We start from the raw sequence: 14439 nt of genomic DNA, 5'->3' as shown, positions 1-14439 counted from the left end.
AATATCAGCAAGCATTGCGCAGAACGCGGCGGGCCGCCTCCCGCGCCATACGGTCGCGTTCACTCAGGGTTTCAACATCGACCACGGCTTGCGCCGGCAGTTCCGTCAGCACGGCCTCGACCACGTCGGCGATCGCCAGGAATGGCAGCGCGCCGGCCAGGAAGGCCTCCACCGCCACTTCGTTGGCGGCGTTCAGCACGGCGGGGCTGTCGCCGCCGGCACGCAACGCCTGGAACGCCAGCGCCAGGCAGCGAAATGTGGCCAGGTCCGGCGGCTCGAATTCCAGCGGGGCGCAGGCGGCCAGGTCCAGCGACGACACGCCGGACTCGACCCGCTCCGGCCAGGCCAGTGCATGGGCGATCGCGGTGCGCATGTCCGGGTTGCCGAGCTGGGCGAGCACCGAACCGTCGATGTATTCCACCATCGAATGCACCAGGCTCTGCGGATGCACCACCACGTCGATCGCCTCGGCCGGCGCGCCGAACAAATGGTGCGCCTCGATCACCTCCAGGCCCTTGTTCATCAGCGTGGCCGAGTCGACCGAGATCTTGCGCCCCATCACCCAGTTCGGATGCTTGCAGGCCTGGTCCGGCGTGATGTCGGCCAGTTGCACCCGCGTGCGGCCGCGGAACGGGCCGCCGGAGGCGGTCAGGATCAGTCGGCGCACGCCGCTGCGGCGCAGCTCGGGGCGCCCGCCCGGCAGGCACTGGAAGATCGCGTTGTGTTCGGAGTCGACCGGCACCAGCGCGCCGCCGCCGGCGCTGACCGCCTGCAGCAGCAGCGGGCCGGCCATCACGATGGATTCCTTGTTCGCCAGCAGCAGGTGCTTGCCGGCGCGCGCGGCGGCCAGGGTGGATTCCAGCCCGGCGGCGCCGACGATCGCGGCGACCACGGTGTCGCACAGTGCGCCGGCGGCAGCGGCCGCCAGCGCGGCATGGCCGCTGGCCACTTCGCAGCGCACGCCGGCGGCGGCCAGCCGGCGTGCCAGCTCGGCTTCCAGCGAGGGATCGGCGATCACCGCCAGATCCGGCCGGTGCTGCACACACAACGCCACGAGCGCTTCGACCTTGCAATGGGCGGTCAGCACGCTGGCGCGGAAACGATCGGGATGGCGCGCGATGACGTCGAGCGTGCTGCCGCCGATCGAACCGGTAGCGCCGAGGACGGCGACGTTCTTCACAGGCCGAGCTCCAGCAGCGCCAGGCCGGCAGCGAACACCGGCAGCGCGGCGAACACGCTGTCCAGGCGGTCCAGCAGGCCGCCGTGGCCGGGGAACAGGGTGCCCGAATCCTTCACCTGCGCGTGTCGCTTCATCAGGCTCTCGATCAGGTCGCCGACGATCGACGCCGCCACCGTCAGCGCGGCCAGCAGCGCCAGCGCCAGCAGCGCGGTGCCGCGCACGCCAAGCAGCCAGCCGCCGACCTCGGCCACCAGCACCCCTGCCACCATCGCGCCGTAGACGCCGGCCCAGGTCTTGCCGGGGCTGATCTGCGGGGCCAGCTTGCGCCGGCCGAAGGTGCGGCCGCTGAAGTAGGCGCCGATGTCGGATGCCCACACGATCAGCAGCGCCAGCAGGGTCCACCAGTGACCGTGCGGCGCGCGGGTGTGGATGCTGACCAGGGCGACCCAGGTCGGAAAGATCACCAGCGCGCCGGCGAGCAGTTTCAGGCGGCGGTTCTCGCGGGTGGGCGCCGCGGCGAACGCGAAGTGGCGCAGCCACAGGCAGGCCAGCAGCCACCAGGCGACGCCGGCGGCGAGCAGCAGTGGGCTCAGCGCTGTGGCGTGGCCGCGCCACAGCAGGACGAAGACGGCGGCCGCCACGGCCAGCAGGACGGTGCGCCACGCGTGGCTCTGCAGGCCGCTCAGTTGCGCCCACTCCCACCATGCCGCCAGAAAGGCCAGCGCGACGATGCCCGCGAAGACGCCGGTCGGCGGCAGCAGGATGATCAGGATCGCCAACGGCGCGAGCACCAGGGCGGTGAGAATGCGCTGAAGCAGCATGCAGATCCTCTTACGAAGCGGTGGCGACCTGCTCGCCGGTGCGACCGTAGCGGCGCTCCCGGCGGGCATAGTCCTCGATGGCCCGACGCAGGCAGGCCTGGTCGAAATCGGGCCACAAGGTGTCGGTAAAGTACAGTTCGGCGTAGGCGGCCTGCCACAGCAGGAAGTTGCTGATGCGGCATTCCCCGCCGGTGCGGATGAACAGGTCCAGCGGCGGCAGTTCCGCCAGGCACATCCACTGGCCCAGCGTTGCCTCGTCGATCTGCTCCACGCGAAGCTCGCCGCGCGCCACCGCGGCGGCGGCCTGACGACTGGCCTGCACGATGTCCCAGCGGCCGCCGTAGCTCACCGCAATGTTCACCTGCAGCCGCTCGTTGCCGGCGGTGCGGTCCATCGCGGCCTGCATGCGCTCGCGCAAGGCATCGTCGAAGGCTGTCAGGTCGCCGATGAAGCGCAGGCGCACGCCGTGGCCATGCAGTTCGTCCACTTCCTTGTCCAGCGCGCGCACGAACAGTCCCATCAGCGCGCCGACCTCATCCTGCGGGCGCTGCCAGTTCTCGCTGGAGAAGGCGAACAGCGTCAGCGCCTGCACGCCCTCGCGCAGGCACGCCTCGATCGCCTCGCGCACGGCCTTGCGACCGGCGTTGTGGCCGAAGCTGCGCGGACGATGGCGGGCCTTGGCCCAGCGGCCGTTGCCATCCATCACGATGGCGATATGGCGTGGGACCGGGGGTGCCTTGGCCTGGGTCATGAAATGGGAACGGGCGATGGCGTGGTCAAAGCGCCATCAGCTCCTCTTCCTTCGCCTTGACCACGACGTCGACGTCCTTCACCGCGCGATCGGTGAGTTTCTGGATCTCGTCGTCGACGCGGCGATCGTCGTCCTCGGTGATCTGCTTGTCCTTGAGCAGATCCTTGACCTGCTGCAGGGCGTCGCGGCGCACGTTGCGGATGGCGATCTTGGCGTTCTCGCCCTCGTGGGCCACGTGCTTGGCCAGCTCCCTGCGGCGCTCCTCGGTGAGCGCAGGCATGTTCAGGCGGATCACCGTGCCGGCGGTGGTCGGCGTGATGCCGAGGTCGGAGGCCATCAGCGCCTTCTCGATCGGCGCCACCATGGTCTTTTCCCACGGCGTGATGATGATCGTGCGCGCGTCGGACAGGGTGACCGAGGCGACCTGCGGCAGCGGCATGTCGGCGCCGTAATAGGGCACCTTGATGCCGTCCACCAGCGCCGTGCTGGCACGGCCGGTGCGGATGCGGGTGAGATCGTGCTTGAGTGATTCGATGCTCTTGCCCATGCGGGTCTGGGCATCGTTCTTGATGTCGTTGAGCATGTGGCGCTTCCCGGGCGATCTGGCAACGTTCAATTATAGCAGTGGCGACGGGTGTGGCTTGCTGCGGCGCGGTTAGCCGCCGTCGACCAGGGTGCCGATCGACTCGCCGCGCATGATCCGCATCAGGCTGCCCGGCACGGTCATGTCGTAGATGCGCAGCGGCATGCCATGGTCGCGGCACAGCGCGATGGCGGCGGTGTCCATCACCTGCAGATTGCGCTGGATCACGTCGCCATAGGTCAGCTGCTCGTAGCGGGTGGCGTCGGCATGGCGGGCCGGGTCGGCGGTGTACACGCCGTCCACCTTGGTGGCCTTCAGCAGCAGGTCGGCGCCGACCTCCACCGCGCGCAGCGCGGCGGCGGAATCGGTGGTGAAGAATGGGTTGCCGGTGCCGGCGGCGAACAGCACGATGCGACCCTTTTCGATGTGGCGGATCGCGCGGCGGCGGATGTAATCCTCGGCCACGTCGTGGATCTGGATCGCGCTCATCACGCGCGCGTAGCCGCCGCGCTTCTCGATCGCGTCGGCCATCGCCAGCGCGTTCATCACGGTGGCCAGCATGCCCATGTGGTCGCCGGTGACCCGGTCCATGCCGGCGGCGGCGAGCCCGGCGCCCCGAAAAATGTTGCCGCCGCCGATCACGATGCCGATCTGCACGCCGATGCGCTGCACCTCGATGATCTCGTCGGCGAGCCGGCCGATCACCTTCGGATCGATGCCGTAGTCGGCGTCGCCCATCAGCGCTTCACCGGAGAGCTTGAGCAGGATGCGGTGGTACTTGGGCTGGTCGCTCATGGGGTCTCCGGATTGTGTGGGTAAACCGCCGCATTATAGCGGCGCGCAGGCAGCCCGAGACGCATCCGCGCCCCCGCGGTTCACGCGCAGTAAGGCCGGCGGCTCGGCGTGGAGCGCAAAAGCAAGGGCCGCGGTTTCCCGCGGCCCTTGTTCGAAGCGCTGCCCTTTCTGAAAGTCCAGCCATGGATGGCCGGTTTTCCCGTCAGGGACGACGGTTACCTCAGGCCAGCCTGCTTCATCACTTCGGCGGCGAAATCCTCTTCCACCTTCTCGATGCCTTCGCCGACGGCCAGGCGGGCCACCGAAGCCACGTCGGCGCCTTCCTTCTTCAGCGCCTCGGCCACCGTGACGTTGGTGTCCAGCACGTAGGGCTGGCCGAGCAGGGTGACCTCGGCGACGATCTTGTGGACCTTGCCGGAGACGATCTTCTCCAGGATGTCGGCGGGCTTGTTCTTTTCCTTGTCCGACATGGCGGCCAGTGCGATTTCCTTCTCCTTGGCCAGGAAGTCGGCCGGCACGTCCTCGGCGCGGACGTAGGCGGGGTTCATCGCGGCGACGTGCATCGCGATGCCCTTGGCCAGCTCCTCGGAGCCGCCCTTGAGCGCCACCAGCACGCCGATGCGGCCGCCGTGGATGTAGCTGCCGATCAGGCCGTCGGTCTCGACGCGGGCCAGGCGGCGCACGTCGATCTTCTCGCCGATGGTGGCGACCAGCGCCTTGGCGGCTTCCTCCACGTTGGCGGCGCCCGGATAGGCGGCAGCCTTCAGCGCGTCGATGTCGGCGGCGCCGGAGTTCAGCGCGACGTCGGCGACGGTGTCGGTGAACTTCAGGAAGCTGGCGTCCTTGGCGACGAAGTCGGTCTCGCAGTTGATCTCGACCAGCACGGCCTTGCCCGAAGCCTGGGCGGCCACGATGCGGCCTTCGGCGGCGACGCGGCTGGCCTTCTTGTCGGCCTTGGCCAGGCCGGACTTGCGCAGCCATTCCATCGCGACTTCGATGTCGCCGTTGTTTTCGACCAGCGCCTTCTTGCATTCCATCATGCCGGCGCCGGACCGCTCGCGCAGCTCCTTGACCAGTTGTGCGGAAACATTGCTCATCGGTAGTCCTCTAATGCTTTGGTTGCGCGGTGACGGGCAAGCGTCACCGCGCGGTTATCGCGGGCGGAGGCGACGGCGGTGGTGAGCCGCTGTCGTCGCGCTTACTTGGCGGCAGGCGCGCCGTCGTTGCGCGGGCCGCGGCCACCGTCACGGCCGCCATCGCGGCGCGGGGCGCTCTTGCGCGGAGCGGCGTCGCGGCGCGGGGCCGGCTTGCGGTCGATCTTGGCGACCGGGTTGCCTTCCTCGTCCAGCTCGACGAAGTCGTTCGCGTCGCCCTGGGCGGCGGCCGGTGCGGCGGCCTTGCCTTCGAGGATCGAGTCGGCGGCGGCACGGGCGTACAGCTGGATCGCGCGGATCGCGTCGTCATTGCCCGGGATGGCGTAGTCGACCAGCTCCGGGTTGTAGTTGGTGTCGACCACCGCGATCACCGGGATGCCGAGCTTCTTGGCTTCCTGCACGGCGATGTCCTCGTGGCCGATGTCGATCACGAACAGCGCGTCGGGCAGGCGGTTCATGTCCTTGATGCCGCCCAGCGAGGCCTGCAGCTTGTCGCGCTCGCGGCGGCGGGCCAGCACTTCGTGCTTGACCAGCTTCTCGAAGCTGCCATCGGTCTCGGCCGCTTCCAGCTCCTTCAGGCGCGACACCGACTGCTTCACGGTGCGGAAGTTGGTCAGCATGCCGCCGAGCCAGCGCGAGGTGACGAACGGCATGCCGGCGCGGGCGGCCTCTTCGGCCAGCGGCTCGCGCGCCGAGCGCTTGGTGCCGACGAACAGAATGGTGCCGCGCTTCTGCGCCAGGCCCGACAGGAAGTTCATCGCGTCGGTGAACAGCGGCAGGGTCTTTTCGAGGTTGATGATGTGGATCTTGCCGCGGGCGCCGAAGATGTACGGGGCCATCTTCGGGTTCCAGTAACGGGTCTGGTGACCGAAATGGACGCCGGCTTCGAGCATCTGGCGCATGGTGACCTGGGCCATGGGTGTAACTCCGATTGTTGAGCCCGGTGAAGGGCTCGGGGGGTTGGGACCTCCACGCATCCCCGGCTTCGACCGCGGCTGGCCCAGTGTTATGGCGGGCGAGGCGCGGCACCCCGAAGGCGGTGCCGATGCGTGTGTGGCGTTGGTTTGGGTGTTGTACCGCGGAGGGTTACAATTCCCATTCGCTTTGCGCTGGCCGACCGTCCAAACGGACGCGTCTGCCCTGCAAAACTCCGAAATTGTAGCCGGTACGCCGGCAGTGCGGCAAGTTGCTGGATTTCCGCAGCTTTTGCCGCCATATGAGTGGAACACATGGCCATCACCCTGAAATCCCCCGCCGACCTCGAAGGCATGCGCGTCGCCGGCAAGCTGGCCGCCGAAGTGCTGGCGATGCTCAAGGAGTACATCAAACCGGGCGTCACCACCGAGGAACTGGACCGGCGCGCGTACGAGCATATCGTCAACGTGCAGAAGGCGATCCCGGCCAACGTCGGCTACCACGGCTTCCCCAAGACGCTGTGCACCTCGGTCAATCACGTGATCTGTCACGGCATCCCGAACGAGGGCAAGGTGCTCAAGGACGGCGACATCGTCAACCTCGACGTCACGGTGATCAAGGACGGCTGGCACGGCGACACCAGCCGCATGTACATCGCCGGCACGCCCTCGGTGCTGGCCAAACGACTGGTCGACACCACGTTCGAGGCAATGATGTGCGGTATCCAGGCGGTGCGACCGGGCGCCACGCTGGGCGATATCGGCCATGCGATCCAGCAGCACGCCGAGGCGGCCGGCTTCTCGGTGGTGCGCGAGTACTGCGGCCACGGCATCGGCAAGGTCTACCACGACGAGCCGCAGGTGCTGCACTACGGCAAGCCCGGCATCGGCGTCGAACTGAAAAAGGGCATGACCTTCACCATCGAGCCGATGATCAACGCCGGCAAGCCGCAGACCCGCCAGTTGCCGGACGGCTGGACCGTGGTGACCAAGGACCACTCGCTGTCGGCGCAGTGGGAACACACCATCGCGGTCACCGACGACGGCTTCGAGATCCTCACGCCCTGGCCGGATGCCTGATGGAGGGAGTGGAGAATAGGGCATAGGGAATGGGAAGAGCCGGTGTCGCCGAGGCGTGGCAGACTGGCTTTCCCCATTTCCTATTCCCTGATTTCCTCCCCGATGAGCGTCGTGCCTCCGCCCTTGCCCCGTCTGCCGACGGCCGTGCCGCGCTCCGGCGTTTCGGCCGAGGCGCGGCAGGCTTTGCGGCAGCTGCTGGGCGACGTCGATCGCGCGCTGGCCACGGCGTTTCGCGACGGTGCCGATGCCAGTGCACTGGCGCGGCGGCGCGGCGAGGCGGTGGCGCGTGTCGTGGCGCACGTGTGGACTGCCTGCCTGGGTGAGGTGACCGGAGCGGCGTTGTTCGCCGTTGGCGGCTTCGGGCGCGGCCTGCTGTTTCCGTATTCGGACGTGGACCTGCTGGCGCTGGTGCAGGCACCGGAGCAGGCACGCCTGCGCGCGCTGGAGCAATTCTTCGCCACGCTGTGGGATATCGGCTTGAAGGTCGGCCACGCGGTGCGCGATGCAGCGCAGTGCCGCACGCTGGCCGCGCAGGACGCCAGCGTGTTCACCAGCCTGCTGGATGCGCGCCGGCTGGCCGGCGATGCGGCGTTCGACGCACGGCTCAAGGCCATCGTCGACGATCCGGCGCTGTGGCCGGCGCCGGCCTACCTGGCCGCCCGGCTGGCTGAGCGCAATGCGCGGCACGCCCGCTACGACGATACCGCCTACAACCTGGAGCCCAACCTCAAGGACGGCCCCGGCGGCCTGCGCACGCTCGACTCGCTGCGCTGGATGGGGCGGCGGCTGGCGCATGCGGACGACTTGGCCGACATGGTGGCCGAAGGCCTGCTCGATCCCGCCGAGCAGGCCGTGCTGGAGCAGTCCGAGGCGGTGCTGCGCCGCTACCGCTATGCGCTGCACCTGGAGGCCGGGCGCCCCGAGGAGCGCCTGCTGTTCGATTATCAACGTGCGCTGGCCGCGCGCCTGGGCTTCGAGGACGAACACGCGAAGAACCTGGGCGTCGAGCAGTTCATGCAGGGCTATTACCGCGCCGCCAGCCAGGTCGAGCGGCTTGGCGTGCAGGTGGCCGAGCGCTTCGAGGAAATGCTGGAACCGCCAGAGGAAGCGGCGCCTGTGGGCACCGATTTCGTGCGCTACGGCAAGCGATTGGCGGCGGTTGACCCGCAGTTGTTCATGCGCCGCCCGGCCGCCCTGGTGGAAATCTTCATCGCCCGGATGGATCAGCCCGGCGTGGTCGGTTTCAGCGCCGACACCATGCGTCGCATCCACCAGGCCACCGCCGCGCGTGGCGATGCGCTGGCCGAGGACGGCGAGGTGCTGGCCGCCTTCCTGCGGCTGCTGCGCCGCGGCGCGCCGGCGGTGGAGCCGTTGTGGCGGATGAACCGGCACGGCCTGCTGGCAGCGATCCTGCCCGCGTTCGGCAAAGTGTTCGGGCGCATGCAGTACGACCTGTTCCACGTTTACACGGTCGACGAGCACACCTTGCGCGTGTTGCGCAACCTGGCGCGCTTTGCCGACCCGGCGGCGCAGCGCGAATTTCCGCTGGGCTGCGAAATCTGGGCCGGCCTGCCGGTGCCGGAAGTGCTGCTGCTGGCGGGGCTGTTCCATGACATCGCCAAGGGTCGCGGCGGCGACCACTCGGTGCTGGGCGAGCAGGATGCACGCGCCTTCTGCACCCGGCTGGGCCTGCCGCCCGGCGACGTCGAGCAGGTTGCCTGGCTGGTGCGCTGGCACCTGTTGATGAGCACCACCGCGCAGCGCCAGGACATCACCGACCCGGACGTGGTGCACCGGTTTGCGGAAGTCGTCGGCAATCGCGAACGGCTTGGCCAGCTGTACCTGTTGACCATCGCCGACATCATCGGCACCAGTCCACGGTTGTGGAACGGCTGGAAGGACCGCCTGCTGGCCGACCTGTATACCAGTACCCGCTACGCCTTGCGCAGCGACGTGGAGCTGCCGCGCGACATCGGCGCGCGCGTGCGCGAATGCTCCGAGTACGCGCTGGCGCTGCTGCTGAACGAGGGGTATGCCGAAGCCGACGTGGCGCGAATCTGGGCCGACTTTCCGCAGCTCAGCTTCCTGCGCCACCGCCCCGAGCAGATCGCCTGGCAGACCGCGGCGATCCTGCGGGCGCACGGCGCGCTGCCGCTGGTGGCGGTGCACCCGTTGTCGGTGCGCGGCAGCACCGAGCTGTTCGTCTACACGCCCGATCGCGACGGCCTGTTCGCCACCATCACCGCGGTGCTGGATCGCTTGCGCTTCTCGGTGGTGGAGGCGCGCATCCTCAGTTCGCCGACCGGAATGGCGCTGGACACCCTGTTGTTGCTCGACGCGGACAGCCAGCAGCCGGTGAGCGCGGCGCGGGCGGAGGAGCTGCAGCAACGGTTGCAGCGTGCGCTGGCGCAGTCGGCCGGCGTGCAGCCGAGCAAGCGCGGCATGTCGCGCCACCAGAAGCATTTCCAGATGGCTCCGCAGATCAGTTTCCACGCCGCTGGCGACCGCACCCAGCTGGCGCTGGTCGGTGCCGATCGTCCCGGCCTGCTGGCCGCGGTGGCGCAGGTGATGCTGGCTATCGGAGTGCGCGTGCATGATGCACGCATCGCCACCTTCGGCGAACGGGTGGAGGATTTCTTCCAGCTCACCGACCGCCACGATGCGCCGCTCGATCAGGCGCTGCAGGAACGCCTGCTGCAGGCGCTGCAGGAACGGATCGGCCCGGCGCGGAATTGAGCGGCGGGTGCCGCGTTATCATCGCGGGCGCTGCGCCTCGCAGCGGCTATGCGGTTTCGCCATGACCTACCTGCTGATCAAGTCCCTGCACCTGCTGTTCGTCATCGCCTGGATGGCCACGGTGTTCTACCTGCCGCGGATCCTGGTGAACATGGCCGAGGCGGCGCACGAGCCGGCAGTGCTGGCGCGGCTGCAGCTGATGGGGCGGCGGCTGTACAAGTTCGGCCACAACATGTTCGGCATGGCGTTCTTGTTCGGGCTGGTGCTGTGGCAGGGCTGGCGGGTGTTCCCGCAGACGTTGCCGAACGTGGCCGCCGGCACGCACTGGATCGACGCCAAGTTGGTCCTGGTGACCGTGCTGCTGGCGTACTTCGTGTGGGCCGGGCGCATGCTCAGGCGCAGCGAAAAGGGCGGCACGCTGCCGTCATCGCGCGCACTGCGCTGGCTCAACGAGCTGCCGGTGCTGCTGCTGCTGGGGGTGATCTGGCTGGTGCTGGCCAAGCCGTTTTGAGGGCTCCTACGCTCAGCGGTTGAAGTACTCCCGATACCACACCACGAATTTCGCCACGCCATCCTCGATCGACGTGTTCGGCGCGTAGCCCACGTCGCGGCGCAGTGCCGACACGTCGGCCCAGGTGTCCGGCACGTCGCCGGGTTGCATCGGCAGCAGGCGTTTTTCCACGCTGCGGCCGAAGTTCTGTTCCAGCAGTTCGATGAAGCGCAGCAGCTGCACCGGCTGGTCGTTGCCGAGGTTGTAGACGCGGTACGGCGCGTTCGAGGTGCCGGGGTTCGGCCGCTCGGGGTTGTACGCCGGATCCGCTTCGGCCGGGTGGTCGAGCGTGCGGATCACACCTTCGACGATGTCGTCGATATAGGTGAAGTCGCGGCTGTGGTGGCCGAAGTTGAATACGTCGATCGGCTCGCCGCGGCTGATCCGGTCGGCGAACAGCATTGGCGACATGTCCGGCCGGCCCCACGGGCCATACACGGTGAAGAAGCGCAGGCCAGTGGTGGGTAAGTCGAACAGGTGGCTGTAGGTGTGCGCCATCAGCTCGTTCGCCTTCTTGCTGGCCGCGTATAGGCTGACCGGGTGGTCGACCGCGTCTTCCACCGCGAACGGCAGCTTGCGGTTCGCGCCGTAGACCGAACTGGACGAGGCGTAGACCAGGTGCTCCACGCCGCTGTGGCGGCAGCCTTCGAGGATGTTGACGAAGCCGACCAGGTTGCTCGACACGTAGGCCTGGGGGTTCTGCAGCGAATGACGCACGCCGGCCTGTGCGGCGAGGTTCACCACGCGCTGCGGCCTGAACGTGGTGAACGCATGATTCACCGCGCCCGCATCGGCCAGGTCAGCGCGCTGATGGGTGTAGTTCGGGTGGCCGGCAAAACGCGCCAGGCGGGCTTCCTTCAGCGCCGGGTCGTAGTAGTCGTTGTGGTTGTCGATGCCATGCACCATGTCGCCACGCGCCAGCAGGCGCTGCGCCAGGGCGGCGCCGATGAAGCCGGCGGTGCCGGTGACCAGGATGCGCATGGAGTGTCCTCGGAAGATCGGCGGCATTGTATCGTCGGGCCCGGCCGGCACGGTGGCGTCGGGCGTGGATTGACAGGCCATCCGGGCTAAACTAGCGTCTCGGCATCACCCACGAGATCTGAGGTGGCCCGCGCTGCGCGCTGGCCGAGTGTGCGACATGGCAACTACCCGCTTCCACTACTGACCGTCCGCACGCCTTCGTTTCTTCGTCATCAAAGAAAGGGCGTCATGCCCTTTTTTGCTTTTCCAGAGAAGCCCCATGATTGAAATCACGCTACCCGACGGCAGCAAGAAGCCGTTTGATCATCCCGTCACCGTGCAGGACGTGGCTGCCTCGATTGGCGCCGGTCTGGCCAAGGCCACGCTGGCCGGCAAGGTCGACGGCCGGCTGGTCGACGCCGGCTTCCCGATCGAGCACGACGCCAGCCTGCAGATCGTCACCGAGAAGAGCCCCGAGGCGCTGGAGATCCTGCGCCACTCCACCGCGCACCTGATGGGCCAGGCCGTGCAGCGGCTGTTCCCGGGGGCGCAGGTCACGATCGGCCCGGTGATCGACAACGGCTTCTATTACGACTTCGCCTACGAGCGCCCGTTCACACCCGAGGACCTGCCGAAGATCGAGGCGGAGATGCACAAGATCGTCGACGAGCAGCTGCCGGTGACGCGCAGCGTGAAGTCGCGCGACGAGGCGGTGGCGTTCTTCCGCGGCATCGGCGAGAGCTACAAGGCCGAGATCATCGAGGGCATTCCGGCCGACCAGGACCTGTCGCTGTATTCGCAGGGCGAGTTCACCGACCTGTGTCGCGGCCCGCATGTGCCGAACACCGGCAAGCTGCATTCGTTCAAGCTGATGAAGGTGGCAGGCGCGTACTGGCGCGGCGATTCGAACAACGCGATGCTCAGCCGCATCTATGGCACAGCGTGGCTCAACGACAAGGACCTGAAGGCCTACCTGTACCAGCTGGAGGAGGCCGAGAAACGCGACCACCGCAAGATCGGCAAGCAGCTCGACCTGTTCCACCAGCAGGAAGAAAGCCCGGGCATGGTGTTCTGGCATCCGAACGGCTGGGCCATCTGGCAGCAGGTCGAGCAGTACATGCGCGGCGTGTACAGGAAGAGTGGCTATCAGGAGGTGCGCTGCCCGATGGTGCTGGACGTGTCGCTGTGGAAGAAGTCGGGCCATTGGGACAACTATGCCGAGAACATGTTCTTCACCGAGTCGGAGAAGCACACCTACGCGCTGAAGCCGATGAACTGCCCGGGCCACGTGCAGGTGTTCAACACCGGCCTGCACAGCTACCGCGAGCTGCCGATCCGCTACGGTGAATTCGGCGGCTGCCACCGCAACGAGCCGTCCGGCGCGTTGCACGGCATCATGCGCGTGCGTGCGTTCACCCAGGATGATGGCCACATCTTCTGCACGCCCGAGCAGATTGAATCGGAAGTCACCGAGTTCCACCGCCAGGCCATGCAGGTGTATGCCGACTTCGGTTTCAACGACATCGATGTTGCGCTGGCCCTGCGGCCGGACAAGCGCATCGGCGACGATGATGTGTGGGATCGTGCCGAGGCGGCGCTGCGCGGCGCGTTGTCCGCTGCCGGGGTGAAGTGGACCGAACTGCCTGGCGAGGGCGCGTTCTACGGCCCCAAGATCGAGTACCACATGAAGGATTCGATCGGTCGCGACTGGCAGGTCGGCACCATGCAGGTCGATTTCATGATGCCCGAGCGGCTGGGCGCCGAATACGTGGATGAGCACTCGCAGAAACGGCATCCGGTGATGCTGCACCGGGCCATCGTCGGCTCGATGGAGCGCTTCATCGGCATCCTGATCGAACATCACGCCGGCCTGCTGCCGCCCTGGCTGGCCCCGGTGCAGGCGGTGGTGATCAATATCACCGATGCGCAGGCCGATTACGTTCGGGAAGTGACGCAAGCCCTTGTCGACAAAGGTTTCCGGGTACAATCGGATTTGCGCAACGAGAAAGTCGGCTATAAAATCCGCGAGCATACGCTGCAGAAAGTGCCTTATCTTCTCGTGGTCGGTGATCGTGAGAGGGAAACGGGTGCCGTTTCTGTACGTACCCGTTCCGGCGAGGACCTGGGCAGCATGCCGCTGGCCGGCTTCGTTGAACGACTGGAGACCGAAATCCGGCGCTGAGCGCCGGGCGGTCTGTTTCATTACTTCTTCTGGAGGATCGTGGTATCGCTACCACCGACAACAAGGGCAATCGTCGTAACCTGGAAATCCGCGTGCCGCGTGTGCGCGTGATTGGCGCTGACTCGGAACAGCTCGGCATCCTCAGCCGTGACGAGGCGCTCAGCCTGGCGCAGGAAGCAGGCATGGATCTGGTCGAGATCCAGCCGAACGGCGACCCGCCGGTCTGCCGCATCATGGATTACGGCAAGTTCAAGTTCGAAGCCCAGAAGAAGGCGCAGGCCGCCAAGAAGAAGCAGAAGCAGGTCGAGATCAAGGAAGTGAAGTTCCGTCCGGTCACGGACGTGGGCGACTACCAGATCAAGCTGCGCAACATGCTTCGCTTCCTGGAAGAGGGCGACAAAGTCAAGGTCACCATCCGCTTCCGTGGCCGCGAGATGTCGCATCAGGACCTCGGCCAGAACCTGGCCAAGAAGATCCAGGAAGACGTCGGCGACAACGGTCAGGTCGAGTCGTTCCCGCGGCTGGAAGGGCGTCAGATGGTCATGATGATCGGGCCGAAGAAGAAGTAAGCCGGTCGTCTTTGGTAGGAGTCCGCTCGCGGGCGATGCTCTTTCACCGTGTCTCCCGGAGCAGCCGCCTTATTGGATTGGAGCGGGGCAAGCCCCGCACCTTCACCTCAGTCCTTTCTCCCGCAAAGGAGACTTCCTTCGGTCGCCGAAGGGAGGGGAAGCCA

Annotated in this window: 13 protein-coding genes; 5 read left to right on the top strand and 8 right to left on the bottom strand. The window is 67.2% G+C overall.

The window, feature by feature from the left end; genetic code table 11:
• Nucleotides 1-4 precede the first annotated feature (4 nt).
• The 7 genes from UUA_RS13620 to rpsB all read right to left on the bottom strand — a co-directional run bounded on the left by UUA_RS13620 (nucleotide 5) and on the right by rpsB (nucleotide 6201).
• Nucleotides 5-1180: a 1-deoxy-D-xylulose-5-phosphate reductoisomerase gene (locus UUA_RS13620; protein ID WP_008437848.1), complete on the bottom strand. Its 1176-nt coding sequence runs from the start codon at nucleotides 1178-1180 to the stop codon at nucleotides 5-7.
• A complete protein-coding gene (locus tag UUA_RS13615; RefSeq protein ID WP_008437847.1) occupies nucleotides 1177-2001 on the bottom strand; it encodes a phosphatidate cytidylyltransferase in 825 nt (274 codons plus the stop codon). The genes UUA_RS13620 and UUA_RS13615 overlap by 4 nt, the downstream gene beginning before the upstream one ends.
• A 10-nt stretch (nucleotides 2002-2011) precedes the next feature.
• Entirely contained in the window at nucleotides 2012-2752 is a 741-nt protein-coding gene (gene uppS / locus UUA_RS13610; RefSeq protein ID WP_008437846.1) for a polyprenyl diphosphate synthase, read from the bottom strand.
• Nucleotides 2753-2777: 25 nt separating this feature from the next.
• Nucleotides 2778-3335: a ribosome recycling factor gene (frr, locus tag UUA_RS13605; RefSeq protein ID WP_008437844.1), complete on the bottom strand. Its 558-nt coding sequence runs from the start codon at nucleotides 3333-3335 to the stop codon at nucleotides 2778-2780.
• A gap of 72 nt (nucleotides 3336-3407) precedes the next feature.
• Entirely contained in the window at nucleotides 3408-4130 is a 723-nt protein-coding gene (gene pyrH, locus UUA_RS13600; protein WP_008437842.1) for a UMP kinase, read from the bottom strand.
• A gap of 215 nt (nucleotides 4131-4345) precedes the next feature.
• The gene (gene tsf, locus UUA_RS13595) at nucleotides 4346-5227 is read right to left on the bottom strand and encodes a translation elongation factor Ts (RefSeq protein WP_008437841.1); all 882 of its coding nucleotides are present in this window, start codon (nucleotides 5225-5227) and stop codon (nucleotides 4346-4348) included.
• Nucleotides 5228-5328: 101 nt separating this feature from the next.
• Nucleotides 5329-6201, bottom strand: a complete 873-nt coding sequence (gene rpsB / locus UUA_RS13590; protein WP_008437840.1) for a 30S ribosomal protein S2 — start codon at nucleotides 6199-6201, stop codon at nucleotides 5329-5331.
• Between the two features lie 312 nt (nucleotides 6202-6513).
• Here rpsB and map point away from each other — a divergent pair, with 312 nt between their 5' ends.
• The 3 genes from map to UUA_RS13575 all read left to right on the top strand — a co-directional run bounded on the left by map (nucleotide 6514) and on the right by UUA_RS13575 (nucleotide 10525).
• The gene (map, locus tag UUA_RS13585; RefSeq protein ID WP_008437837.1) at nucleotides 6514-7278 is read left to right on the top strand and encodes a type I methionyl aminopeptidase; all 765 of its coding nucleotides are present in this window, start codon (nucleotides 6514-6516) and stop codon (nucleotides 7276-7278) included.
• 102 nt (nucleotides 7279-7380) lie between these two features.
• Nucleotides 7381-10014, top strand: a complete 2634-nt coding sequence (gene glnD, locus UUA_RS13580; RefSeq protein WP_039954090.1) for a [protein-PII] uridylyltransferase — start codon at nucleotides 7381-7383, stop codon at nucleotides 10012-10014.
• A gap of 61 nt (nucleotides 10015-10075) precedes the next feature.
• Entirely contained in the window at nucleotides 10076-10525 is a 450-nt protein-coding gene (locus UUA_RS13575; protein WP_008437834.1) for a CopD family protein, read from the top strand.
• Between the two features lie 12 nt (nucleotides 10526-10537).
• On the opposite strand, the gene UUA_RS13570 is transcribed toward UUA_RS13575, so the two are convergent.
• Nucleotides 10538-11545, bottom strand: coding sequence for an NAD-dependent epimerase (locus UUA_RS13570; protein WP_008437832.1), 1008 nt, complete (start codon nucleotides 11543-11545; stop codon nucleotides 10538-10540).
• Nucleotides 11546-11804: 259 nt separating this feature from the next.
• Between UUA_RS13570 and thrS the strand changes: the two genes are divergently transcribed.
• Both thrS and infC read left to right on the top strand, forming a co-directional pair.
• Entirely contained in the window at nucleotides 11805-13706 is a 1902-nt protein-coding gene (thrS, locus tag UUA_RS13565) for a threonine--tRNA ligase (protein WP_008437830.1), read from the top strand.
• A gap of 44 nt (nucleotides 13707-13750) precedes the next feature.
• Nucleotides 13751-14275: a translation initiation factor IF-3 gene (infC, locus tag UUA_RS13560; RefSeq protein ID WP_304412458.1), complete on the top strand. Its 525-nt coding sequence runs from the start codon at nucleotides 13751-13753 to the stop codon at nucleotides 14273-14275.
• Nucleotides 14276-14439: the final 164 nt, after the last annotated feature.

Origin of the sequence: Rhodanobacter thiooxydans LCS2 (assembly GCF_000264375.1) — a bacterium.
GTDB classification, from domain to species: Bacteria; Pseudomonadota; Gammaproteobacteria; order Xanthomonadales; family Rhodanobacteraceae; genus Rhodanobacter; species Rhodanobacter thiooxydans.
The sequence above is the reverse complement of the archived record's forward strand: the minus strand, read 5'-3'. Positions and strand labels throughout refer to the sequence as shown.

Bases quoted from the DNA above. Each gene is read 5' to 3' on its own strand.
- UUA_RS13615 (WP_008437847.1), bottom strand. From the start codon at position 2,001: ATGCTGCTTCAGCGCATTCTCACCGCCCTGGTGCTCGCGCCGTTGGCG.
- uppS (WP_008437846.1), bottom strand. From the start codon at position 2,752: ATGACCCAGGCCAAGGCACCCCCGGTCCCACGCCATATCGCCATCGTG.
- frr (WP_008437844.1), bottom strand. From the start codon at position 3,335: ATGCTCAACGACATCAAGAACGATGCCCAGACCCGCATGGGCAAGAGC.
- pyrH (WP_008437842.1), bottom strand. From the start codon at position 4,130: ATGAGCGACCAGCCCAAGTACCACCGCATCCTGCTCAAGCTCTCCGGT.
- tsf (WP_008437841.1), bottom strand. From the start codon at position 5,227: ATGAGCAATGTTTCCGCACAACTGGTCAAGGAGCTGCGCGAGCGGTCC.
- rpsB (WP_008437840.1), bottom strand. From the start codon at position 6,201: ATGGCCCAGGTCACCATGCGCCAGATGCTCGAAGCCGGCGTCCATTTC.
- map (WP_008437837.1), top strand. From the start codon at position 6,514: ATGGCCATCACCCTGAAATCCCCCGCCGACCTCGAAGGCATGCGCGTC.
- glnD (WP_039954090.1), top strand. From the start codon at position 7,381: ATGAGCGTCGTGCCTCCGCCCTTGCCCCGTCTGCCGACGGCCGTGCCG.
- UUA_RS13575 (WP_008437834.1), top strand. From the start codon at position 10,076: ATGACCTACCTGCTGATCAAGTCCCTGCACCTGCTGTTCGTCATCGCC.
- UUA_RS13570 (WP_008437832.1), bottom strand. From the start codon at position 11,545: ATGCGCATCCTGGTCACCGGCACCGCCGGCTTCATCGGCGCCGCCCTG.
- thrS (WP_008437830.1), top strand. From the start codon at position 11,805: ATGATTGAAATCACGCTACCCGACGGCAGCAAGAAGCCGTTTGATCAT.